Origin of the sequence: Streptomyces shenzhenensis (genome assembly GCF_003688995.1) — a bacterium.
GTDB classification, from domain to species: Bacteria; Actinomycetota; Actinomycetes; order Streptomycetales; family Streptomycetaceae; genus Streptomyces; species Streptomyces shenzhenensis_A.
The window spans coordinates 150,016-174,991 of sequence record NZ_PENI01000009.1 but is presented as its reverse complement, the minus strand read 5'-3'; the positions used below and the strand labels follow the sequence as shown (position 1 = coordinate 174,991).

The following is a 24,976-nucleotide window of genomic DNA, read 5'->3' as shown; positions in this document are numbered from 1 at the left end:
CCGATGAACAAGTCGATACGCAGCAGGGCCCTCACGGGCACGGCACTCGCCGTGGCTGTGTCCACCGTGCTGACCGCCTGCGGAGGGGAGGACTCCTCCTCCGACGCGAAGGCGGAGGGCACCCCGAGCGCCACGCCCGCCGCCGCGGTCAAGGATCCGCTGGTCGCCACCTTCGACGGCGGCCTGTACATCCTGGACGGCGAGAGCCTGAAGCTGAGCAGGACCATCGAGCTGTCCGGCTTCAACCGCGTCAACCCCGCCGGCGACGAGGACCACGTCGTCGTCTCCACCGACACCGGCTTCCGTGTCCTGGACGCCACCGGGCAGACCTTCACCGGCATCGAGTACAAGGGCGCCAAGCCCGGCCACGTCGTCCGTCACGCCGGCAGGACCGTGCTCTTCACCGACGGCACCGGCGAGGTCAACGTCTTCGACCCCGCCGACCTGAGCAGTGGCAGGAAGCCGGAAGGACGCACCTACACCTCCGCCGAGGCACACCACGGTGTCGCCATCGAACTGGCCGACGGCGAACTCCTCAGCACCCTGGGCACCGAGGAGAAGCGGACCGGCGCGCTGGTGCTGGACCGGAACAACAAGGAGATCACACGCAACGAGAAGTGCCCCGGCGTCCACGGTGAGGCGGCGGCCCGGAACGAGGCCATCGCCGTCGGCTGCGAGAACGGCGTACTGATCTACCAGGACGGCAAGTTCACCAAGGTCGACGCCCCCGACGACTACGGCCGCATCGGCAACCAGGCCGGCAGCGACATCTCCCCGGTCCTGCTGGGTGACTACAAGACCGACCCGGAGGCCGAGCTGGAGCGGCCCACCCGCGTCTCCCTCATCGACACCGAGAACAAGAAGCTGCGCCTGGTCGACCTGGGCACCAGCTACTCCTTCCGCTCGCTGGCCCGCGGTCCGGAGGGCGAGGCCCTCGTCCTCGGCACCGACGGCGCCATCCACGTCATCGACCAGAACAGCGGCGAGATCGAGAAGAAGATCCCGGCCGTGGGCAAGTGGCAGGAGCCGCTGGACTGGCAGCAGGCCCGGCCCACGCTGTTCGTCCGCGACGACACCGCGTATGTCTCCGAGCCCGGCAAGAAGGCCCTGCACGCCATCGACCTGGCGACCGGCAGGAAGATCACATCGGTGACCCTGCCGGAGAGCACCAACGAGCTGTCGGGCGTCGTCGCGGGACACTGACACTGACCGCGCATACTGCCCCGTGGCCGGAAGGCCGCGGGGGCAGTATGCATGCCACCTACCTGTATGCCACCCACGGCCGAGGTGTGCCCTCCCAGCCGTGCTGACCGGCCCGGACCGTGGTGCGGTCCGGGCCGGTCAGGACTTCGGAGAGCGCCGGATGGCGTCGCATCAGTCCTCGGTGAACCTGAGGTACGGCGCGACGCTGCGCAGCTTCTCGCAGGTCTCCTCGATCTCCCGCTCGGGGCTGGACTGAGCGGTGACCCCGGCGCCCGCGCGCAGCCACACCTCGTCCCCCGCGCCGATGAGGGTGCGCAGGACGAGGGCGGCGTCCAGGGCGCCGCCGGTGCTCCCCCGGAACACCGCGCCGCCGTACAAGCCCCGTACCCCTTCCTCGTGGCGGGCCAGAGCCTGAAGAGCGGCACGTTTGGAGACGCCGGTGGCGGTGATCGCGGGGAAGAGCGAGGCGAACGCGGCCCACGGTCCGGTCCCGGGCCGCAGCCGGCCCGTCACCCGCGAGGCCAGGTGCTGCACCGAGCCGCGCGGCCGTACCGCCATGAACTCCTCGACCACGACGGAGCCGGGGCGGCACACGGCCTCCATCTCTTCCCAGGCCAGGCGTACGGACACAGCGTGTTCGTGTATCTCCTTGGGGTCGGTGAGCAGTTCCACGCGCCTGCGCTCGTTCTCCACCGGGTCGGCTCCCCGTGCGCGGGTGCCCGCGAGCGGCTGGGTGCTCACGCGTCCGTCCTCGCCGACCTCCAGGACGGTCTCGGGGCTGAACCCGGCCGCCCGGTACCCGCCGAGGTCCATCAGGTAGGAGCGTGCCGGGGTGTTGGCCCGGCGGCCCGCGAGATAGGTCTCGGGGAAGTCCACGCGGGGCTCGGCGGGCAGCGGAACCTTCCGGGACACCACGGCCTTCTCCAGGAATCCCGCCCGGATGTCCGCGACCGTACGGGCCACCGCCCGGCCGTAGGCGCCGGCGCCTGCGGCGATGACGCCCTCGGTGCTCTCCGGCGGCAGTTCGTCGGGGGCACCGCGCCGCGCCGGTGTCTCCACGAGCAGGTCGGTGACCTTGCGCGCCCATGCCTCGTCCACCGCGCGGACCAAGGTGCGGTCGCCGGTGAGGGTCACCTCGACGGACGGGATCAGCACGTGCAGCAGGGGCTGGTCACCGCCCGCCGCGGGATCCGCGTGCAGGAGGTGGGAGAGCTCGAAGGCCGCCCAGCCGTAGAAGTGACGGCCTCCGTCGCCCTCGTCGCGCAGGGCGGACAGGGCGGTGGCGAACGCCGTCAGCGGTTGCTGGTCGGTGCGCGATGTCCAGGTCCGCCCGGAGGCCCGCGCGGTGATGCTGGTGGCGTTCGCAGTGACGCTCACGGCGGAGCCCGCCGCGAAGTGCCAGACGCCGCCTTCCGTCTCGTACACCATGTACTGGTCGGCGAGTCGCGCCTGTGCGAGGCGGGTGGCGGTGGCCGCGGGGTCGTGGCAGGGCTCCCGGGTGCTCGCGCAGGCGAGCGGGGGGACGGACTTCGCCCATGCCTCCCAGGTGGGCCGAGGACCGGTGCTCATCGTGTCGTGCCTTCCCTGTTCCGCTGGGTTCGGTGCATCGCTGATGCCGGGTGACGGGTCATGTCCGTGCCGCCTCCAGCCGCCAGCCGTGGGCCCGGGCCCGTCGCTCCCAGAAGGAGGCGTATGTGCCGCCCGCCGTGACCAGGTCGTCGTGCGTGCCCCGTTCGGTGATCTCGCCGTCCTCCAGGACGAGGATCTGGTCGGCGCTCGCGACGGTGCTCAGTCGGTGCGCGATGACCAGGAGGGTCTTGCGGTCGGCCAGGGTGCGCACGGCCTCGGCGAACAGCGCCTCGTTCTCCTGGTCGAGCGCGGCGGTGGCCTCGTCGAGTACGAGGATCGGGGCGTCCTTGAGCAGGGCGCGGGCGATGGAGACGCGCTGACGCTGCCCGCCGGACAGTCGGGCGCCGCCCTCCCCCACCTTCGTGGCCCACCCGTCGGGCAGTTCCTCGATCACGCGGTCCAGCCCCGACAGGGCCGCGGCCGTGGCCAGTTCGCCGGGACCGGCGTCCGGTGCGGCGATCCGGACGTTCTCCTCGATCGTTCCGTCGAAGAGGTAGACGTCCTGGAAGACGAGGGAGACGTGGGCGGCCAGTTCATCGGCGGTGATCTCGCGGACGTCGACGCCGCCGATGCGGACGGTGCCCTCGGTGGTGTCCCGGAAGCGGGCGAGCAGCCCGGCGACCGTGGTCTTGCCCGCGCCTGAGGGTCCGACCAGCGCCGTCATGCTGCGCTCGGGCAGGCGGAAGGTCACGTCGCGCAGGACCGGGCGTCCGGCTGCCCCGTCCGCCGCGCCGCTGTCGTAGCTGAAGCCCACCCCCGTGAACTCGACGCTCGCGTCCCGGGGCGTCCTGGGCTCCGCGGGCTGGGGGAACGGCGGTTCGTCGAGGACAGCGCCGAGCCGTTCCAGGGTGTTGCGGGCGATGCGCATGCCCGCGCCGGCCTCGGCGGCGGACGACACGCTGTCGATCAGCCGGACCAGCAGCACCAGGAGTGCCAGCAGGGTGGGCACGGTGAGTGATCCGTCGAGTTGCCAGGAGACTCCCAGCGCGAGCAGCAGGGCGAACACGAGCCGGGTGGCGAACGAGAAGGAGACGAGACCGGGCAGGCCCCGTGCGATGAGCCGCCGGTCCGCGCGCGCCTCGGCCACCAGTGCGTCGTCCAGCGCCCCGTAGCCCTCCACGGTCCGGCCGAAGGCCCGCAGGACGGGCTGGTTGCGCGCGTATTCCAGGACCCGGTTGGCGGACTCGCCGATCGCGGCGTCACGGCCGAGGTCGAGCCGGCGCATCACCGCGGTGCTCGCCAGTTGGACGGCGAACAGCACGGGGGCGCAGACCAGCAGCACCAGGGCCGTGCGGACGTCGAAGAAGAAGGTGGCGACCACCAGCGTCGCCGGGGTCAGGAAGGAGCTGATGAACGGGCGCAGCAGGTGGGCCGGTGTGCTCATCACCTGGATGACGTTCTGCCCGGCCAGCCGGCTGAACTCGGCCGTGCGGCCGGCGGTGAACCAGCCGAGGGGCAGTCGCAGTGCCTGGTCCGCCATGCGGCGGTGGAGCACCCGGGAGAGCTGGGAGCCGACCGTGAACCCGCCGCTGAGTGCGGCGCCCTGGAGCACGGCGTGGGCGAGCGAGCAGCCGACGACAGCCGTCAGCCAGGGCCACACGTCGTCGGGGTCCGGGCCGAGCAGGGCCCGCAGGACGGGCACCAGGAGGGCGAAGGCGACGCCCTGGAGGACGGCCGCCCCGGACTGGAGGGCGAGCAGCCGGTTCAGCGGGCGGGAGCCCTCCGGCCCCAGGACGTGGTAGAGCTGACGGATCATCGTGCACTTCCCTGTCGGATGTCGTCCGCCGCGCGGTCGCCGCCCGCGGGGGCGGTCCGGTGCGGCTGTGCGGTCCGCTGGGCCTCCCACAACGTGGTGTAACGGCCCTTGGCGGCCAGCAGGTCGTCGTGGCGCCCCTGTTCGGTGATGCGTCCGTCCTCCAGCACCACGATCCGGTCGGCGGAGCGGATCGTGGACAGCCGGTGGGCGATGACGAGCAGGGTGCGGCCGGCCGCGAGCGCGGACAGCGCGTCCTGGATCAGTGCCTCGGAGTGCGGGTCGGCGTACGCGGTCGCCTCGTCGAGGACGAGGACGGGGGCGTCGGCGAGCAACGCCCGTGCGATGGACAGGCGTTGTGCCTCTCCGCCGGAGAGGGTGACGGCCGTGCCGAGTTGGGTCGCGTAGCCGTCGGGCAGGGCCATGACGCGGTCGTGGATGCGGGCGGCGCGCGCGCACCGCTCGACCTCCTCGTCGGTGGCGTCGGGGCGGCCCAGCCGGATGTTGTCGGCGACGCTCGCGCGCAGCAGCCGTACGTCCTGGAGGACGAAGCCGACCCGGCGGTACAGCTCCGTCGCGGGGATGTCCCGCAGGTCGGCGCCGCCGAGGGTCACCTTGCCCGCCGTGACGTCGTGGAAGCGGGGCAGCAGCGACGCCAGGGTGGACTTGCCCGAACCGGACGGGCCGACCAGCGCGGTGACCGTGCCGGGCGCGAGGTCGAGGTCGACGCCGCTGAGGACGTCGGTCCGCCCGTCGTAGGAGAAGGACACCCCGCGCATCGAGATGTGGTGACCGTCGGGCAGGGCGGGGGCCGTGGGCTCGGGCAGGGCGGGGGTGGCCAGCAGTTCCGTGATGCGTACGGCGGCGGCCTGGCCGGCCCGGATCTGCTGGATGCGCGGGCCGACGACGCCCATGGGGGCGGCGACGGCGGGGCCGAGCAGCAGGAAGGGGACGAGTTCCGCGCCGGTCATCCATCCGTTGGTGACGAACACCGTGCCCACCACGGACAGGAGCAGCAGGACGACGGCGGGGGCGACCACCAGGACAGCGGCGGTGGAGCTGACCAGGGTGGCCCGGACCCAGCCGGAGAAGAAGTCGGCGAACCCCTCGGTCGCGCCGACGAAACGCTCGTGGGCCTTGCGTCCGCGCCCGAAGCTCTTGAAGACGGCGATGCCGGCCGCGAACTCCACGGCGGCGGCGGAGATCCGCCCCAGCGCGGCACCGAACTCGGCCATCTGCGCCGCCGCGCCGGACATGGCCCGGCTGAACAGGAGCACGCCGAGTACCAGGGGCACGACGGTGACCAGGGCGAGGCGCCAGTCGACGGTGAACAGGTAGCCCAGTGCGAGCACCGGGGCGGTGAGCACGGCCACGACGTCGAGCAGCGTGTGGGCGAACAGGGTGTGCAGCGCGCTCACATCGTCCTGCACCGCCTGCTTGACCTCGCCGGTGCCTCTGCCGGTGAGCCGGCCGAGGGGCAGCCGCCCGATGTGCCGGGCGAGCCGGCGGCGGAGGGTGAGCTGGAGGTCGTTGTCGGCGACATGGGCGAGCGCGCCGGCCGCTGTTCCGCACACCAGGGCGAGCAGGCCCGCCGCACACGCCAGCGTGACCAGCGGCCAGAGGGTGTCACCGGCGGCGGGGGACCCTTCGGTGAGGCGGTCGGCGATGAGCGAGACGGCGATGAACGGGACCACTCCGGCGAGGGCCGCGACGGCCTGGAGGCCGACGGCGAGGGCCAGTCGGCCCCGGACGGGTTCGGCCAGCGTACGCAGCGGGGGCGGGGGTGTCTCGGTGCCCGCGCCGGGGTGTTCCGGGTCCGGGCCGGGCCCGGACGGTTGTGACGTCACTTGACGAGTACTCCGATTTCGGGGATGGGCCTGCCGCCCGCCTCGGTGATGCGGCGGCTGGTCATGCCGGCCTCTCGGGCCAGCTGGGCTACATCGAAGGTGTGCCAGTCGTAGCTGTCGGCGACCTCGCGGACGGTGCGGCCGTCGCGCAGCACCTTCCAGGTGGTGGTGAACCGCATGGCGTCGCCCTCGGTGGGTTCGCCGCCGATCCACCACTCGTACGTCTGGCGTCCGATGGTCTCCCTGAGGGACATCACCGGTGGGATGACGCGTGGTGCGGAGACCCCCATCAGCTCCACGACGATGGGCGCCCCGTCCGGCAGGCGGGCCGCGAGCCGCTTCCACAGCGCCACGCGTTCGGGGACGGTGAGATGACCGGCCACGCCGAAGATGACGACGGCGGAGAGCCGTTCGGGCAGGACGAGGTCCTGGGCGGCGCCGTCGACCACTGTCACCCGGCGCCGCAGGTCCGGGTCGCGGGCGACCCGGGAGGTGAGCATGGCGCGCATGGTGGCCGATGGCTCGGCCGCGACGATCTCCGCCTCGGGCAGTGCGGAGGCGATGGCCTCCGTCACGCGTCCGGTGCCCGCGCCGATCTCCAGGACGGGGCCGCGCGACACGTCGAGGCCCGTGAGGACGCGGGTCAGCGGGGGGCCGCTGCTGGCGGTGTGCCGGGTGGCGACCAGCTCGTAGAACTCGGCCGAGGTCGAGTAGTAGTCGATCACGACGGTCTCCAGGCGTGGGTGGCCGGGTGGGCGGACCTGGCCGGACGGAAGGGCGCGGCCGGGACGCCGGGCGAGGCGGGCCGTGTGCGGGCAGCCGGGCGGTGGCGGCTCACGGGGTGCTCGGCCAGGTGCGCGCACCCGTGGTCAGCGAGGGGTCCATCCTGCGCAGGACGGTGGCGACCACCTCGCGGCGTCGCGGGGTGAGATAGAAGTGGTCGCCGGGGAAGAAACGCACCTCGGTGCGGGCGGTGGTGAGGTCCGCCCAGCCGCCGGCCCGGTCGCGGCAGCGTTCCTCGCCGAGTTCCGGGTCCGCGCTGCCGGTCAGCACATGGATGGGACAGGCCAGCGGCGGCCGGGGGTCGGGCCGGTACGTCTCGATGATCCGGTAGTCGTGGCGTACGGTCCCGAGGATCATGGCCCGCAGCCCGGGATCGTCGAGGATCTCACGGCTCGTGCCGCCGAGCCGGCCCAGTTCCGCGCTCAGTACGTCGTCGTTCTGGCGGTGCAGTTGCCCGGTCACCGCGGTGCCGGGAGCGGCCCGGCCCGACGCGAAGAGCCGGCGCGGGCCCGGTGCTCCGCGGCGGTCCAGCTCATGGGCCAGTTCCCAGGCGACGGCGGAGCCCATGCTGTGCCCGAAGAGGGCGTACGGCCGGTCGAGCAGCGGCACAACGGCGTCCGCCACAGCGGCCACCAGCTCACTCATGCCGTCGACCGCCGGCTCCTCGAGGCGGTCCTCGCGGCCCGGGTACTGGATGGCGAGGAGTTCCACCTCGGGGGGCGTCAGCGCCGTCCAGGGCCGGTAGAAGGTCGCGCTGCCGCCCGCGTGGGGCAGGCAGATCAGCGTGAGCCGGGTCGCGGCTCCGTCGCTCCACCGCCTGATCCACCGGCTGTCCGCCCGGGCGGCACGGGTGGCGGCGCTCGGCGAGAAGGTGTCGGTCACCAGGTCACCATCAGTTCTTCGAGGCCGAAGGTGGCCGAGTCGTGTTTGTAGGCGACCTGGTCCCGGTCCCCCGCGAGGCGGAGTGTGGGGACACGGCGGATGAGCGTGCCCAGGGCGACCTCCAGCTCCAGCCGCGCCAGATGCTGCCCGATGCACTGGTGCACGCCGTAGCCGAACGCCACGTGATGGTTGTCCGTGCGGTGGAAGTCGACCCGCTCGGGGTGGTCGAACTGTTCGGGGTCGTGGTTGGCCCCGGCGAGGAGGGCGATGACACCGTCGTCGGCGGGGACGGTCCGGCCGGACAGTTCGATGTCCTCGGCGGCCACGCGCAGCGGTATGGAGTCGGCGACGGACAGCACGCGCAGGAGTTCGTCGACGGCGGCGGGCAACAGCGAGGTGTCGTGGCGCAGTTCCTCCATCAGCTCCGGCCGGTCCAGGAGGAGCAGGGTGCTCAGGGCGATCATGCTGGTGGTGGTCTCGCGGCCGGCGTTGATCGTGATGCCGAGGGTGGAGAGCAGCTGGTCCATCGTCACGTTGCCGGTTGTCAGGTGGTCGGTGACGAGCTTGGAGATCAGGTCGTCGCGGGGTTCCTCCCGCCGCTCTGCGATCAGTTCGGCGAGCAGGCCGAAGAGGCCGCCGAGGGCTTCGGAGACCTGTTCGGCGGTGCTGTGACGCGAGCCCGAGATCCGGGTGACGTCCCGGAAGAACTCGAGGTTCTCCCGGGGTATGCCGAGCAGTTCGCAGATCACCGACGTGGAGACGGCGTTGGCGTACGCGGAGACGAAGTCCGCGGGGCCGCCGGCGGCGAGCATGCCGTCCAGGATCTCGTCCACGCGTGCCTGCACGGCGGGTCGCATCGCGCGCACCCGGCGCACGGTGAACACCGGCAGGAGCATCCGCCGGTAACGGGTGTGCTCGGGGGCGTCGGTGCGGATGAAGGGCCGGAACCTGGCCCCGGCCTCCTGTTCGCCCTCCCCGAGGGCGGGGAAGTTGGCCCGGCGGATGTCCGCGCTGACGCGCGGGTCCGAGAGCAGTTCGCGTACGTCGTCGTAGCGGGTCACCACCCAGGCTTCCCGCCCGGTCGGCAGGGTGACGCGGGCGACCGGGTCCTCGGTGCGCAGTGCGCCGTACTCCTCGGGTGCCGCGAAGGGACAGCCGCGCCGGATCGGGAAGTCGCGGGGCGGGACTGCGCGGTGGGGCGCGGCCCCGGTGACGGGTTCGTCGGGGGTGTCGGACGTCGTCGGGGATACGGGGGTGCTCATCGGTGGTCCTCAGGCGTCGGTGGGGGAAGAGGTAGGGGATGCTTCGGTCGTGCGGGAGGTCTCCGGCGCGTCCGGTTCGTACGGCGAGTTCGGTGCGTCCGGTGCCCGGGTGAGTACGGCCAGCGGGGGTGCGCCGGGGCGGGTCGGCAGGGTGTGTGCGGTCATGCCGGACTCGGCCTCCACGTCCTTCAGGCCGAAGGGAGCCCAGCGGTACGAGTCGTGTACTTCGCGTACCGCTTCCGTGGCGTCGTCCCGGTAGACGCGCCAGGTGGAGTGCAGGCGCATCACGCCGTCCTCCGCGTCGTCGGGGGCTCCGCCGAACGACCACTCGTAGCGGTGCCGTCCGGCCGTGGCGGTGGCGAGCCTGGTCTCGGGAAGAGTCAGCGGTTCCTCGAAGCCCATGAGTTCGACGACCACGAGCCCGCCGGGGGCCAGCCGGCGGGTCAGCCGCCGCCACAGCAGGGCCCGGCCGCGGGCGTCGAGGTGGCCGAGAACCCCGCAGAGCAGGACGACGCTGACCTGGTCGGGGAGGTCCAGGTCGGGGGCTGCGTCCGCCGTGACCGTGACCCGGGAGCGCAGGTCCGGATCGCTGAAGACCCGGCTGGTGAGCACGGCGCGCATGCCGACCGCCGGTTCGCAGGCGATGATCTCCGCGTCCGGCCGGGTCCGGGCGACGGCCTCGGTCACCAGGCCGGTGCCCGCGCCGATGTCGACCACCGGCCCGGTGCTCAGGTCGGCGTCGGCGAGGAGCGCGGCGATCGCTGGGGCGCTCGCGGTCGCGGTGTGCTCGGCCGCGACGAGGTCGAAGAACTCCGCCGACGGGGTGTAGGGCGCCGTGTCCTCGGGGCCGGTTCCACCGCCCCGGCTCGGGCCGGGGCGGGTACCGGAATGCGTATCGGGCAGGAGAGGCTCGGTGCCGGCACGCACGACGGCCGGGGTCCGTCCGGCGCCGGGGCCGTGAAATGTGTGGTCGAGGAGCTGTTCCGGCACCGGGAAGATGTCACTGACCGCCAGGGGCCGCGGGACGGTCGGCCGGACGATCTCGGGCGGTCCGAGCCGTGCCGCGAGGTCGGTCCAGATGCGGCACACGGCCAGCTCGTACTGCCCCGTGCGCAGGGCGTCGCCGCCCCGCTCGGCGGCCTCACGGAGCCCGTCGAGGGCACTCCCGATGGCCTCCGGCCACAGGTCGGAGAAGACGGTACGGAAGGTTCCCGTGTTCCCGACGACGGACGTGGTGCCGAGCCCCAGGCGGCCGGTGCCCGGCCCGTCCAGGACGAAGCGCCTGTCGGCGTCGCGTGAGATGTGCAGGCGGGGACTCCACAGGACGGGCCCGTGGGTGTCGGCCAGGGTGAGGACTCCGCCTTCCGTGCCGAGGGAGATCCGGTGCCAGTGCAGGGCGTGGTTGTCCCGGTCGGAGGGGTCGAGCTGGTGATGCACTCTCAGGGTGAGGGGGACGCCTGCGAACACGCCGTGCAGGGAACGGAACGGCTGCGGCCCGCTGTCGGCGGGCAGCGGTGCCGGGTCCGCGAAACGCCAGGGCCGCAGGGTTCCCAGTGCCTGTCCGAGGATGTCCACCAGCGGATGCATGAGGTGGACCGGAGTGGCGGCGTCCACGAAGAGCGGTCGCTGCCGTGCGACGAGTCTGCGGGCCGCGTCGATGAAGGCGCGGACCGGGGCGACGTGCGGGTAGTGGGTGTTGAGGCGGTACTGCACCCCTCGGCGGCGGGCGTGTCTGAGGTTGTCCGTCAACTCGGTGAGGTGGACGGGGTGTTCCTGGAGGACGTGCAGGTCCCGGTCCATGAGCGCCTTGGCCAGCTCGGTGCCCTGCCCGCCCGATATGGAGGAACTCACCGCCACGCACGCGGCGTCGATGCCGGCCGGGAGGTCGTCGAGGTCCGTGTAGTACGGGACGCCGAGGGTCCTGGCGTACGCCCGGGAGGCGGCCGAACCCCGGCTGAGGATGCCGGCCAGCGCGTATCCGGGACGCCGGTGTGCCGCCTCGGCGTAGAAGCGGCCGAAGTTGGTGCCGCAGACCAGCACGCGGAAAGGAGCCGGGGCGCTCACAGCACACCCTCTTCCGCCTGCTCGGTGTCGGCAGCCGCTCCGGTGAGCCGTAGCTCCGCGGCTCCTCGGGACCGCAGGTGCCGCACCACGGTGTCGGGGTCCAGCACGTCGCAGGCCAAGTGCACGCCGGCCCGGACCTCGGCCCGGAGCACGGCGTCCACCGCCAGCGCGCCCACAGCCGCGGTGAGCCGGTAGCTGCTGGCCGCGCGCAGCGTCAGTCCCGCCGTGGACGGCTGTCCGGACGCGGTGCCCGACAGCGCGAAGTCCATGACGTAGTAGGGCCTGCGTCCGGCCAGGTCGAGGTCGGCGGCGAGGATCAGACGGTCCGCCAGCTCCGCCGGCTCGTCTCCGGCGGCGAGGCTTGCCGGCAGGAGATTGAGCAGCGCGCGTACGCGGGGACCGGGGTGGACGTTGTACCAGTCGAGCCGGTCGAGGCCCAGGACGCCGGCGAGGCGTTCGCTCTCACCGCTGAGATACGGCTGTACGGCCACCCGGCCGGGGAAGCCGTCGCGTTCGGTGTCCTCGGCGGTGCGCAGGGCGCGCGGGACGCGCCGGCCGCCGCGGACGGCCGCGAGGGCCTCGCCGTAGGCGGCGCCTGCCGCCCCGCCGGAGGTGAGGGAGAGCATGAGGTCGCGTGCCACCGTCGGCGAACAGGTCTCCAGGCCGCCGCAGTGCGCGGTCAGCGCGGAGACGCTGTCCAGGCCCTGCACGGACAGCCAGCGGGGCAGGAGGCTGGACAGGCCGGGCAGGGCCCCCGCCGACAGGACGACGGTGCGGCCGTCGCGGGCCGGGTCGCCTTCCTTGAGGAGGTCCTCGGCGGCCGGATCGTCCCCGGCCACGTCGACGCAGTGGGCGCCGGCGGCGAGTGCCGCCGAGGCCACCGTGGCGCGGAGCAGGTAGGTGGGGCCGACGCAGTTGAGGACGATGTCGCAGCCCTCGGTGAAGGCACGCAGGCCGTCCTGTGCGGTGGCGTCCGCCCAGACGGTCTCGTCATGGCCGGTGGGGTCCTCCTCGGCGACCGCGCAGAGGGCCGATGCGGTCCGGCCGCCGAGGCGGAGCCCGGTGTGGCCGAGTGCGCGCAGTTCCCGTACGGCGGCCCGGCCGACCGCCCCGGCGGCCCCCAGAACCCCGATCAGAGGCTTGTGCCGGGTCATCGGGTGATCGCCCCCCGGGTCAGTTCACCGAGGGTCTTGAGGATGCCGGGCGCGTGCTCGACGGACAGGCAGCTGTAGTGGTCGCCGCCGATGTCGACGATGTCCAGGTCGCCCAGGGTGAGTTCCTCCCAGTAGGTCGTGACGGCGTCCTTGCTGCCGGGGAAGGGGTAGGCACCGTCGTGCCGCAGGAAGGTGATGTCACCCGCGTAGGGTTCGGCGTCGTACCGGGTGATGGCGAAGACGCTCTGGCGGAAGGCGAGGAAGAGCCGCGTCATGTGGTCGGGTTCGTAGGTGCCGGCCGAGGCCGGGACCGCCTCGCACATCCGCGCGATACGGGTGGCGCGGGGTATGTCGGTGAGCCGCCGGAAGCAGCCCGCGACGTCCTCGAACTCCTCGGGCAGCGCGGCGAGTCCGCCGTCCGGCAGGACGCCGGGGCTGGCGGCCAGGACGGCGTCGGCCGCCGCGGCCACCCGGTACTGGTCGTCAGGGAAGCCGAGTTCGGCGGGGTCGATGCCCATCATGACGGCGAAGGAGTACTCGGCGAGCAGTTCGTCGTCCAGCCGGAAGCGGGGGCTGTGGCTGCTGATGACGGTGAGGCTCTCCACCTCTGCCCCGGACTCGGCCAGGTTACGGGCCACCTCGGTGGCGATCAGGCCGCCGAGGCAGTAGCCGACGACATGGAAGCGGCTGCGCCCGTCCGCCGTCAGGGCCCGCGCGTAGTCGGACGCCAACTGCTCGATGAGTCCCTCCGGCGGGGCGGCGAGGAACCCGTTCAGGTCCGGGACCTCCACGCCGACGACCTCGGCGAGGCCGGGTGAGCGCCGCCTGATCTCGGTGATCAGCGCCCGGTACGGCATGATCGTCGCGGTTCCGGCGTGCACGAGCACGGTCGTGGGCTCATCGGCCGACCGGGCGCCGTGCAGGTGGAGCACCGGGTCCGTGCGCACGGCACCCGACGCGGGCGCGTCCTCCGGGCCGGCCAGGCCGCGCAGAAAGCCGGCGAGGCCGGCGACCGTGGGGCGGCGCAGCATGTGGCGCAGGACGACCTCCCACTCCAGGTCCGCCGCCTGCGGTACGCGTTCGCGCAGCCGGCCCACCATCCGGGCCACCAGGAGTGAGTCGCCGCCGAGGTCGAAGAAGTCGTCGTTGCGGGTGACGTGTTCGACCGCGAGGAGTTCCGTCCACAGGTCGGCCAGGCTGTTCTCCAGCTCGTCCTTCGGCCGCTCGTCCACGACGACCGGTGCGCTCTCCCGGGGCAGCCAGGTCCGCAGGCGCGCTCGGTCGGTCTTGCCGTTGGCCGTGCGGGGCAGGGTGTCGACGACCTGCCACACCGAGGGGAGCATGTACTCCGGGAGCCGGGTGGCCGCCGTGCGGGCCAGCTCCCCCGCCGGCACCTGGTGCCGGTCGTCCTTCATCGTGGCGATGAACACCTCCTGGCCGGTGAGCGCCAGAGCGTCCTGGCCCTCCGGCAGCGAGGTGACGTCGGACGCGGCGTGCCGGCCGAGGAGTTCACGCCACTGCGCGTGGGTGAGGAAGGACTGTCCGGTGTGCTCGCGCACGTCCGTCCACGCCCGGCCGGCGACCTCCAGGAACTCCATGGAGACCAGCAGCGGCAGGTTCTCGTCGCGGGTGTTCTCCACGAACACGAGTTGTCCGCCCGGCACGAGCAGCTCCCGCAGCCGGCCCACGGCCACGTCGGCGTCGGCGGCGGCGTGCAGCGTGTTGGCGCAGACCACGACGTCGAAGGTGTTGGGCAGCAGGTGCTGGGAACGCGGGTCCTCGTCGACGTCGAAGCGCTGATACCGGACCCAGGTGTGGTCGGCGAAGCGCTCGCGGGCCTCGTTGAGGAAGAACGCCGAGGCATCGGTGAACAGGTAGTCGACGCCGTACTCGGCGAGGACGGGCACCAGTTCGCCCGTGGTGCCGCCGACGCCGCCGCCGACCTCCAGCACGCGCAGCCGCTCCTCGCCGGTGTGGCTCGCGGCGATCTCGCGCAACGCGGCGACCACCGCGCGGTTGAGGTGCCGGATGGCGAGGTTGTCCCGGTAGGCGGCGTCCGCGGCCTCCGTCGCCGCGCCGGGGAAGAGCAGGTCCCGGATGCCCACCTCCCCGGCGATCAGCTCGGGCAGCCGCTCGGCGCAGGTGCGCATGACGGTGAGCAGCCCGGTGCTCCACCCGACCTCGTGTTCCAGGTCGGCGGCCAGCCGCCAGCGGCGCTCCGTCCCGTGCGCGGGGACGGGGACGAGCCCGGCGTAGGTGTCGTCGGCGTCCCGGTGGGTGAGCCGGTCCCGCGCGGCCAGGGCGCGCAGCCAGCGGCGCACGATGTGCCGGTGGCGGGGCGTGGCGCGCAGCGCCGTGCCCACTTCCTCCGCCGTGCGCGCGGCACCGTCCTCGAACGCTCCGCTGCCCGCGAGGACGCGGGTCATCTCGGCGAGTGCCACCTCGTCGAGGGCGGCCAGGAAGTCCTTCAGCCGTGCGGCGTCGACAGCCGCGGAGGCGTCCCGTACGGCGTCGGCGGCTGCCGCGCGCGCCTGTTCCGGGCCCGGCGGAACCGGCTCGGCGCCGTCCTTGCGTGCCGTCTCCACGAACGCGGCCAGGCGCCGTCCGCCCGCGGCCGAATCGTCGACGACGACCGCGCCCGCCGCGACCGCGGGGTGGGCCTGCACGGCGGCCTCCACCTCGGCGAGTTCGACCCGGTAGCCGCGGATCTTGATCTGGGCGTCCTCCCGGCCCAGGAACTCGATGGTTCCGTCGGGGAGATACCGGCCGAGGTCACCGGTGCGGTAGAGCCGCTGTCCGCTGACGGGGTCGGTGAGGAACCGCTCCGTCGTGCGGGCCTCGTCGCCGAGGTAGCCCAGGGCGACGCCGGCACCGCCGATGTACAGCTCGCCCGGCACCCACTCGGGCCGTGGCCGCAGCCGGTGGTCGAGTACGGCGAATGTCTGGTTGGTCAGGGGCTTGCCGTACGGGATGCTCGGGCGGGCGGTGTCCACCTCGCCGACCGGGTGGGCGATGGACCAGATGGAGCCCTCGGTGGCACCGCCGAGTGAGATGATCTCCAGCCCGGGCAGCAGGTCGCGGGCCTGGTCGGGCAGGGTGACCGGGATCCAGTCGCCGGATATCAGCGCGAGCCGCAGCGAGCCGTCGTCGGTGGGGGGCTCGGAGCGCAGCCAGTCGCACAGCATGTGCAGTTGGCCGGGCACCGAGTTCCACACCGTCACGCCGAAGTCGCGGACGAGTTCGGCCCAGTGGGAGGGATCTCCGCGCCGGTCGGCCTGGGGAAGGACGAGGGTGGCACCCACCGCGAGCGGCCCGAACAGGTCGTAGACCGACAGGTCGAAGCCAAGTCCCGCGATGCCGAGAACGCGGTCGCGGTCGGTGACCGCGTAGCGACGGTTGATGTCCTGAACGGTGTTGAGGGCGGCCCGGTGGCTGATCATCACGCCCTTGGGCGTGCCGGTGGAGCCCGACGTGTAGATGACGTAGGCGAGTTCGTCCGGGTCGCGGCGGGGCACGGTCGTGCCGGAGGCGGTGGCTTCGGGGACGAGGTCGACGGCGACGGCCGACACGGTCGCCGGGAGGTCGTCGGTCTCGGCGAGCCAGGACTGGGTGAGGACCGTGCGTACGCCAGCGTCGGCGATGATCGTGTCCCGGCGGGCCGGCGGCTGGGCCGTGTCGACGGGCAGATACGCGCCACCCGCCATGAGCGTGCCGAGGACGGCGGCGACCTGCTCCCAGCCCTTGTCCATCCAGACGGCCACCGGCTCCCCGGGCCGCAGTCCGGACGCCGCCAGCGACTCGGCGACACCACTCGCCCGGGCGACGAGCTGCCGGTAGGAGAGCGCCACTTCGGGCGTCCGGACCGCGATCGCGTCCGGCGTCGCCTGCGCCTGGGCGAGCAGAGGTGCGTGGAGGAGGGCGTCAGGCAGCGGTCCCTCGGTCGCGTTGACCGCGCTTCGGCGGGCCTGCTGCGCCTCGGGGAGAGGGATGCGGGCCGGTGCGTCCCAGGCGGCCTCACCGGTCTCGCCCTCGGCCGACAGCAGGCGCACGAGTGCCGTCCAGGCGCCGAACATGGCCTCGGCCACCCCGTGGCTGAGGGCTCCCTCCCGGATGTCCCAGGACAGGCTCAGTGCGTCGCCGCGGTGCATGACCTGGCAGTCGAGCCATACCTGCGGCGTCCGGGTGGCGGCGTAGGTCACCTCGGGGGGTACGCCCTCGGCGGTGCCGCCCCCGCCCAGGGCGCTGGTGAAGACGACCGGCATCAGGACCGGGGCGCCGGCCCTGCGGGACAGCTCGGCGAGCACCTCCGAGCCGGTGAACAGGGGATGCGCCAGGTCTTCGAGGAGCTGCTGCCCGACGGTCCTGGTCCGTTCGGCGAAGGTGGCCGGGGCGTCGAGGTCGACGGCGAGCAGTTCGAGCGAGGTGAAGTCTCCGACGAGGCGGCCGATGTCCTCGTGCAGGTCGGGCCGGTCGACCGTGGGCACGTTGAGGGTGAACCGGCTGGTCCGCGACCAGTGGCCGACCGTCTCGGCGTAGGCGGCGAGCAGTGCTGTCGACACGGTCAGTCCGCGCCGCGCGGCGCGCTCGGTGAGACGTTCCCGGTCGGCCGCGGGCAGCAGGACCTCCAGTCGGCGGAACGTCACCGCGGCGCCGGAAGCGAGCGGACGGCTCGCTTCTCCGGGGGCGCTCACGGCGGCCTCCCAGGGTTCGGCGAGGGGCAGTTCGGGGGCGGGCGGCAGTGTGTCGAGCCGTTCGGTCCAGTAGGCACGGTCACGGGAGTGGCCGTGGGTGTCGGCTAGGGCCCGGCGGGCCAGGACGTAGTCGCGGAAGGTGATCCGCGGTGCCTCGGCGAGGGCGGCACCGCCGTAGCGGTACTGGAACTCGGCGAGCAGGATGCGCAGGCTCGCGTGGTCGACGACGAGCATGTCGAAGGAGAGGTGGAGCACGGCCCGCCCGGCGGTCCTGCTCACGTGAACGTCGAAGAGCGGCCACTGGTCGGTGGGGGCCTGACGTGTCGACAGTCGGGCCCGGGTGCGCTTCACCTCGGCCTCGGCGGTGGCGGCCGGGAGCGCGGTCAGGTCGTCGGACCCGACGGCGAGGGCGGGCACGTCGGGCAGGACCTGCTGGTAGCCGTCGTGGTGGATGACGGCGCGGAGCATGTCGTGCCGCTGGACCAGCTCACGCCACACGGCGGTGACTCGGTCCACGTCCAGGTCGGGGTATTCCAGTTCGACGTAGGCATGGCAGCCGACGCCGCCGTAGGCGTAGGCGTCGGTGCGGCCGATCAGGTAGGCGGCCTGGATGTCCGTCAGCGGGAACGGGTCGTGGCGGTTCTCGGGGTCGCTGCGCAGCGCGGGCTCCTCGGCCTCCAGGTGGCGCAGGATGGCGTCCTTGTGCGTGCGCAGTTCGGCTCGGTGCGTGTCGGTGAGCCGGCCCTGGGGGGCCCGGAAACGCAGTTGTCCGTCCTGGGCCCACAGGACCACGCCCTCGTCGGCGTAACGGGCCAGCAGTTCAGCGATGTTCACAGCTCTCCGGTCTCGTAGGCGGTCTCGTGGGCCGCGAGCGTTCGGGTGACGTCCGCGGCGAGCGCGGCGATGGTCGGTGCGGCGAAGAAGCGGCGGACGGGCACGGTGGCTCCCAGGCGGCGCTCGATCGCCGTGAGCAGGCGCAGCGCGGAGAGGCTGTCGCCGCCGAGGGTGAAGAAGTTGGCGTTGCGGTCCGGCACGGGCTCCGGCAGCTGCTCCCGCCAGAGTTCGGCGAGGGCTGTCTCGGTCTCACCGTGTGGCGGCTCGGCGCCGGCGGACACCGGCTCGGGGCCCGCGGTGCCGGCCAGCGCGTTGCGATCGACCTTGCCGTTCGCGGTGAGCGGCAGGGCGGGCAGCAGCAGGATGCGGGACGGGACGGCGTAGCCGGGCACCCGCTCCGCGAGCAGCCCGAAGAGGTCCTCGACGAGGTTCAGGTCCACGGCTGGCGCGCCGGCCTCGGGGCGGCCCGGCTCCCCGACGGGTGCGGCGGCCTCGGTGAGCGCGGCCCCGTCGCCGGACGGCGGCTTCGGACCGACGGCCCGGGGGTCCAGCGGTACGGCGAAGGCGACGAGCCGTTTCGCGGTGCGCTCCCCCACGGCCACGACCGCGGCCCGTGCGACGGCGGGGTGTGCCTCCAGCGCGGCCTCGATCTCGCCCGCCTCGATGCGGTGGCCGGCGATCTTGAGCTGGCTGTCGAGGCGGCCCAGGAACTCCAGCAGTCCGTCACTCCGGAACCGGCCCAGGTCGCCCGTCCGGTACCAGCGCCGCCCGTCCCGTACGACGAACTTCTCGGCGGTACGGACCGGGTCGGCCAGATAGCCGCGGGCCAGTCCCTCGCCGCCGATCCACAGCTCGCCAGGTGTCCAGTCGGGGCAGTCCCGCCCGTCCGGGTCGACCACCCGGTAGCGCTGCCCGGTCAAGGGGCGGCCGTAGGGGATGGACACCCACCGGTGATCCACCTCGGTGACGGTCAGGGTGTTGGACCAGATGGCGGCTTCCGTGGCTCCGCCCATGGCGACGAACGCGCAGGGCCGCGTGGTCCGGGCCCGCAGCCGGGCGGGGAGGTCGAGGCCGATCCAGTCACCGGAGACCAGTGCGGTCCGCAGTCCCCGTACGCCGCCTTCCTGACCGCCCCGGACGCCCTGTTCGTCGGCGTCGAGCAACAGGTCGAGCAGGGCGGGGACGGTGTTCCAGACACTCACGCCGTGCCGGTCCAGCAGGCCCGGCCAGCGGGCTGGTTCCCGGCGCTGGTCCTCGGTGGGGAGCAGGAGGGAACCGCCTGCGGAGAGCAGGCCGAAGAGGTCGTACACGGACAGGTCGAAGTCCAGGGCGGACAGGGCGAAGACGCGGTCGTCCTCCGCGATGCCGTGCCGGGCGTTGATGTCCGCGATCGTGTTCCAGGCGGCGGCGTGGGAGATCTCCACGCCCTTGGGCTCCCCCGTGGAACCCGACGTGAAGATCACGTAGGCGAGCGCCTCGGGGGACAGCTCGTGCGGCGCCCGCAGCGGCTCGCGGCTCTGTGTGCCGGGGAAGGGGAGGGCGCGGGGGCCTGTGCCGTCCGGGTCGGGCCAGTCTCCCAGGACGACACGGAACCCTGCCGTGGTGTGAACCCGCGCCAACCGGGCGGCGGGCTGTTCGAGGCCGAGGGGCACGTACGCGGCGCCGGCCGCGACGACACCGAGGACCGCCGCGATCTGTTCCGATCCCTTGGGCAGGGTGACCGCGACCAGGTCTCCCGGCCGTACGCCCGCGTCGACGAGCGCGGCGGCGGTGCGCAGCGCCTGCTCGGCGAGGGTTCCGTAGGTGACCTCCTCCCCTGCCGTCGTGACGAGGGCGGTACGGTCGGGGCGGCCGGTCGCACGGGCGAAGAAGGGCTCGTGCAGCAGGCGCGGCGCGACCGGCTCCAGGGCGGACTCCCGTGCGGCGGCGGCACGCCGTTCGCGCTGGGTGGCGGGCAGCAGGTCGGGCAGCGGTGCCGCCCAGTCGCCGGTGACGAGGTGCCGCAGCAGCCGTGCGTGGGCGTCGAACATCGCGTCCAGCACGCCCTCGGCGAACAGTGTCTCCACCGCGTCCCAGGTGACGATCAGGTTCCCGGACTCCTCCGTGACCTGGTTGTCCAGACAGACCTGCGGGGACTGGGAGATGCCCCAGACCTTCTCGGGGAAGCCCGTGCCCGGTCCGGCCAGCGTCGCGTCGCCCACGCCGATGGCGCTGGTGAACACCACGGGTGCGGCGGCGTCCACCGTGCCCGTGCGACGGCCGAACTCCCTCAGCAGCCAGTCGATCGGCACATCGGCGTGGTCCAGGTCCTCCGCCTGACGGCGCTGCAGCGCGCCGGCCGCCGCGAGCCAGGACGCGCCTTCGCGCCGGTGCCCCGCGAGGGACAGGGAGGTGAAGTCGCCCAGCACCCGGTGGATGTGGGGGTGTACGTCACGCCGGTTGAAGAGGGTGAGCGTGACGGTCACGGCGTCGGTTCCGCTCCAGGCCGCCAGGACTTCCGCGTACAGGGCCAGCAGAACGGTGGAGGGCGTCAGGCCGTGCCGGGCCGCGCTCTCCTTGACGGCCTGCCAGTCCTCGGCGGGCAGAGCGAGCCGGCGCCGGGTGAAGACGGGTGCGTCGAGCGTCGCCGGATCCCGGTCGAAGGGCAGGGCCGGAGGGGGCGGCAGTTCGGACAACCGGGTCTGCCAGTGTGCGCGCGCCCGGCCGGCCGACTCCGGGTCCGCCGCGGGGCGGGCCAGGTAGTCGCGGAACGTCACGTCGACGGGCGGCAGTTCCTGTCCGGGGTCGGCGTAGAGCGCGGTCAGTTCGGCGTAGAGCGTGGTGATGGAGAGCGCGTCGAGTACGAGGTAGTCCAGGCCGACGCCGATCCGGACACGGGTCCCGCCCGTGCTGTCCTCGTCACTGTCGCGGTAGCGCACGGCCTCGACGGCGAAGAGCGGCCACCGCGCGGGGTCGCGGACCTGATGGGACAGGCGGGCACGGAGGCCGGCGAGGGCCTCGGACGCGTCCGCGGCGCAGGCGTCCTCCACCGGTATGCGTACCGGTGGTACGTCGGGCAGGACGCGCTGGTGTCCGTCCTCGACGATTGCGCGGAGCATGCCGTGCCGCCGGACGAGGGTGTTCCAGGCACGCTCCAGCCGGTCCAGGTCGACGTCCGTGCCGTCGAACTCGGTGTAGTGCCAGGTGCCGACACCACCGAGGGTGAAACGGGGATCGCGGCCCGTGTGGTAGGCGGCCTGTACGTCCGTCAGCGGGAACGGCTCGTGGGCGTGGTCCGGGTCGGGCACGAGGACGGGCGAAGCCGGCTCGCCGGCCGCCGCCGCGGGGTGCAGCGTCTCGCAGAAGCGCTGGAGCACGGGGCGGGCGAACAGGTCGGCCACGCGGGCGCCGGGGAACCCGGCGGCGCGCAGCCGGCCGATCATCCGCGTCGCGACGAGCGAGTCGCCGCCCAGCAGGAAGAAGCTGCTCTCGCGTCCCACCTCGGCCACCCCGAGCAGTTCGGCCCACTCGGCCGCGACGGCCGTCTCCACCGGGCCGGCCGGCGCAGTCGTGCCGGCTCCCGCCGGGCCGGCGGTCTCGGTCAGGGCCTGGCGGACCGCCGCCCGGTCGAGCTTGCCGTTGGCGGTCAGCGGCAGGTCGTCGAGGACCAGGACGCGCTCGGGGACCATGTAGGCGGGCAGTCGTTCCGCCGCCCGGGCGCGAACGGCGTCCGGGCCGGGTGCCGCGCCACGGGCCGACACGGCCGCGGCGAGGTGACGCACCGGCGTGTCGAGGACGGTGGCGACCGCGTGCAGGACGGCGGGGTCGTCCTCCAGGGCGGACTCGACCTCGCCCAGTTCGATGCGGTGGCCGCCGATCTTCACCTGGTGGTCGGCGCGTCCGAGGAACTCCAGCACACCGTCGGGCCGGTAGCGGGCCAGGTCACCGCTGCGGTACCAGCGCTCGCCGTCGTACTCGACGAAGCGTTCCGCCGTGCGCTCGGGGTCCGCCCGGTAACCGGTCGCCACGCCGGGACCGCCGATCCACAGTTCGCCGGGGACGAGATCGGGGCAGTCCCGTCCCCGTCCGTCCACGACGCGAGCCCGCATGTTGCGCAGCGGAACGCCGTACGGGACGGACTTCCAGGCCGGGTCGGTCTCCTCCACTTCGAAGACCGTCGAGTGGACCGCCGCCTCCGTCATCCCGCCGAGTGCCACGAAGCGGCAGCCGGGTACGAGGGCCCGGAGTCTGGCGGGCTGGTCGAGTCCGACCCAGTCCCCGCCGAGCAGGACCAGGCGGAGGGAGGTCCCTAGCCCCTCGGCGCCCTCGTCGTCGCCTGCGGCCATCAGCAGGTCCAACAGGGCGGGCACGCACTGCACCAGCGTCACCCCCTGCGTGCGCACCAGTCGCGCCCAGTGGTGGGCGTCCCGACGGTGCTCCTGTCCCACGGCGACCACCTGGCCGCCCAGGGACAGGGGGGCGAAGATGTCCCAGGTGGCGAGGTCGAAGTCCAGGGCGGAGATCGCGAGGGTACGGTCCGATGGCCCGAGCCCGAGCTGCTCCTCCATCGCATCGAGGGTGTTGACGACCGCGCGGTGCGGCACCTCGACGCCCTTGGGCAGTCCCGTCGAGCCGGACGTGAACAGCACGTACGCGGGCAGGGCGGGGTCCGGCCGGACGACCGGCGCGGGCCGGGCCGCCGACGCGTCCTCGATGAGCAGCACCGGTACGGAGGTGGCGTCCGCGCAGAGATGGGCGTGGGCCCGGTCGGTGAGTACGGCGGACGGGCCGGCCACGGCGTGGATGCGGCGCCGGCGTACGGCGGGCTGTTCCACGCCCACGGGGGCGTACGCCGCGCCCGCGGCCAGGATGCCGAGGACCGCGGTGATCTGGTCGGCGCCCTTGGGCAGGGTCACCGTGACGGTGTCGCCCTCCCGCACGCCGTGCTCCCGCAACAGCGCGGCGACCTGCCGTGCCGCGTGGGCGAGTTCGCCGTAGGTGAGCGGGTCGCCGGTCGTGCGGACGACCGCGGTGCGGCCCGGCTCGGTCTCGGCGAGCCGGAAGAAGCGGGTGTGCAGGGCGCGGTCCTGGACGGGCGTGGGCGGCAGGGCCGCGACCGCGCGCCGGGGAAGGACATCGGGTGCCAGCAGGCCGTCCACCGGCCCGGCCCAGGCGTCGGGTTCCGTCACGAGGCGGGTGATGAGGCGGCGGTAGGCGTCGAACGCCGCATCGGGCACGCCGGCTTCGAACACGCCGTCCCGGACGTCCCAGTTGAGGAGAAGTCCGCCGTCGAGTTCGGTGACCTGGGCGTCCAGGTAGACCTGCGGGCCCTGGGAGATGATCCAGGACGGGCGGCCGAAGGACTTCTGGACGTCCTGCTCGAAGATCTCGCCGAGCCCGATGGCACTGGTGTAGACGACGGGGGCCAGCACCGGGGAGCCCGTCACGCGGGCGAGGTCGCGCAGCACCTCGACGCCGCCGTACGCGCCGTGGGAGATGCCTTCTTGAAGGCGTTCCTGGAGACGGCGGGCCTGCCGGGAGAACGGCAGCGGCTCGCCCAGGTCCGCGTCGAGCAGGACCGAGCTGCTGAAGTCCCCGACCAGCTGGGCGACTTCAGGGCTGAAGAGCTCCCGGTCGAACAGCGGCAGGTTGAGGAGGAAGCGCCGGCTGTCGCTCCAGGCGGCGATGACCTCGGCGAAGGCGGTGGCGAGTGCGGCGGCGGGGGTGAGGCCGTGCCGGCGTGCGGCGTCGATCAGCGCCGCCTTGTCGTCGGGGCCGAGCCAGTGGTGGAGGCGGCGGGAGTGGGTGAGCGCGGTGTCGTTCGTGCCGACCGGGGTGAGCGGATCGACGGTCGTCGGCAGTCGGGGGGCGCGCGGCAGTTCGTGCAGGCGCTCCCGCCACCAGGCGGCGTGCTGCTCGCGTTCCGCCTTGCGCCGGGCGTCGTGCTCCGCGAGGTACCGGCGGTAGTCGAGGCCGAGTTCGCTCGGCAGGTCGTCGGGACACTCGTAGAAGCGTTGCAGGTCGGACAGGAGAACTCGCAGGCTCAGCGCGTCGCCGGCCATCATGTCCAGGTCGATCTGCAGACGGGTCCTGCCGCCCGGAAGCAGGCACACGGCCACGCGGAAGACGTCACCGGCGGCGATGTCCGTACGAGCGTGGGTGTTGCGCTCGCGCAGCGACTCCAGCTCGGACTCGGCTTCTTCAGGCCTGCGTTCGCGCAGGTCGTGGATGATCAGCGGCGCACCCGAGGCCCCGAAGCGCTGGCGCCCCTCCTCGTCGAAGACGGCCCTCAGCATGCCGTGCCGCCGCACCAGTGCCTGGAGGGCAGTGTCGAGCCGGGCCGGATCGACCTCACGGCCGTCGAGTTCGACGTAGAAGTGCGCGGCGACACCGCCGAGCGGCTGCCCGTCCTGGCGTCCTATCCAGTAGGCATGCTGCATCGTCGCCAGCGGGAAGGATTCCCCCTCCGCTCCGGGTGAGGCGCCGGCCGGGGCGGTCCGTGCCGACGCGGGCCGTGTTGTGGCGGGCCGTGTTGCGGCGGGCCCTGCTGTGGCGGGCGCGTCACCGCGAGGGGCTCGTCCGAGCAGGGCCGTCCATGCCCCCAGGGTCGGAACGCGAGTGAGGTCCTGGAAGGTGACCGTGCTCCCCTCGCGTCGCCAGGCGCCGACCAGGGACATCAGCACCAGTGAGTCGAGGCCCAGTTCGAAGAGGTCACGGTCGTCGTCCAGCTCCTGCGGCGCCATGTCCAGCGCGCGTGCGACCGCTTCACGCACCTCCACCGCCGTGTGGCGGTCACGGCTGTCGATGTCACCTTCCGCTGTCCGCACCTTGACGACTGCTTCATCGCTCACTACTGGGGGCCTTCCGGTCGGGTGGGGTGGGCGTCGGTCGGGGA

At 73.2% G+C, this 24,976-nt stretch carries 11 protein-coding genes; 1 reads left to right on the top strand and 10 read right to left on the bottom strand.

The genetic code is table 11. The annotated features are described in order from the left end of the window. Window positions 1-3: 3 nt before the first annotated feature. A complete protein-coding gene (gene aztD, locus CTZ28_RS17030; RefSeq protein WP_121890256.1) occupies window positions 4-1,203 on the top strand; it encodes a zinc metallochaperone AztD in 1,200 nt (399 codons plus the stop codon). Window positions 1,204-1,374: 171 nt separating this feature from the next. Here aztD and CTZ28_RS17025 read toward each other — a convergent pair whose 3' ends face one another. The 10 genes from CTZ28_RS17025 to CTZ28_RS16980 form a co-directional block, all read right to left on the bottom strand. Next, window positions 1,375-2,772 (bottom strand): salicylate synthase, encoded by a 1,398-nt coding sequence (locus tag CTZ28_RS17025; RefSeq protein WP_121890255.1) that lies wholly within the window; start codon window positions 2,770-2,772, stop codon window positions 1,375-1,377. Between the two features lie 58 nt (window positions 2,773-2,830). After that, on the bottom strand, window positions 2,831-4,588 hold the full coding sequence (locus CTZ28_RS17020) for an ABC transporter ATP-binding protein (RefSeq protein WP_121890254.1): 1,758 nt from the start codon (window positions 4,586-4,588) through the stop codon (window positions 2,831-2,833). After that, window positions 4,585-6,432: an ABC transporter ATP-binding protein gene (locus CTZ28_RS17015; protein WP_121890253.1), complete on the bottom strand. Its 1,848-nt coding sequence runs from the start codon at window positions 6,430-6,432 to the stop codon at window positions 4,585-4,587. The genes CTZ28_RS17020 and CTZ28_RS17015 overlap by 4 nt, the downstream gene beginning before the upstream one ends. Continuing rightward, on the bottom strand, window positions 6,429-7,157 hold the full coding sequence (locus tag CTZ28_RS17010; protein ID WP_121890252.1) for a class I SAM-dependent methyltransferase: 729 nt from the start codon (window positions 7,155-7,157) through the stop codon (window positions 6,429-6,431). Before CTZ28_RS17010 ends, CTZ28_RS17015 begins: the two co-directional genes overlap by 4 nt. Before the next feature lie 109 nt (window positions 7,158-7,266). Then, window positions 7,267-8,097, bottom strand: coding sequence for a thioesterase II family protein (locus tag CTZ28_RS17005; protein ID WP_121890251.1), 831 nt, complete (start codon window positions 8,095-8,097; stop codon window positions 7,267-7,269). Further along, the gene (locus CTZ28_RS17000; RefSeq protein WP_121890250.1) at window positions 8,094-9,359 is read right to left on the bottom strand and encodes a cytochrome P450; all 1,266 of its coding nucleotides are present in this window, start codon (window positions 9,357-9,359) and stop codon (window positions 8,094-8,096) included. Before CTZ28_RS17000 ends, CTZ28_RS17005 begins: the two co-directional genes overlap by 4 nt. A 9-nt stretch (window positions 9,360-9,368) precedes the next feature. Continuing rightward, complete coding sequence (locus CTZ28_RS16995; protein ID WP_121890249.1) at window positions 9,369-11,423, bottom strand: Gfo/Idh/MocA family oxidoreductase; 2,055 nt, start codon at window positions 11,421-11,423, stop codon at window positions 9,369-9,371. After that, window positions 11,420-12,577, bottom strand: a complete 1,158-nt coding sequence (locus tag CTZ28_RS16990) for a saccharopine dehydrogenase NADP-binding domain-containing protein (protein WP_121890248.1) — start codon at window positions 12,575-12,577, stop codon at window positions 11,420-11,422. Before CTZ28_RS16990 ends, CTZ28_RS16995 begins: the two co-directional genes overlap by 4 nt. After that, window positions 12,574-18,102 carry a non-ribosomal peptide synthetase gene (locus CTZ28_RS16985; RefSeq protein WP_121890247.1) on the bottom strand — a complete coding sequence of 1,843 codons (5,529 nt, stop codon included), beginning with the start codon at window positions 18,100-18,102 and terminating at the stop codon, window positions 12,574-12,576. Before CTZ28_RS16985 ends, CTZ28_RS16990 begins: the two co-directional genes overlap by 4 nt. Next, complete coding sequence (locus CTZ28_RS16980) at window positions 18,099-24,932, bottom strand: non-ribosomal peptide synthetase (protein ID WP_183154435.1); 6,834 nt, start codon at window positions 24,930-24,932, stop codon at window positions 18,099-18,101. Before CTZ28_RS16980 ends, CTZ28_RS16985 begins: the two co-directional genes overlap by 4 nt. Between the last annotated feature and the right edge of the window lie 44 nt (window positions 24,933-24,976).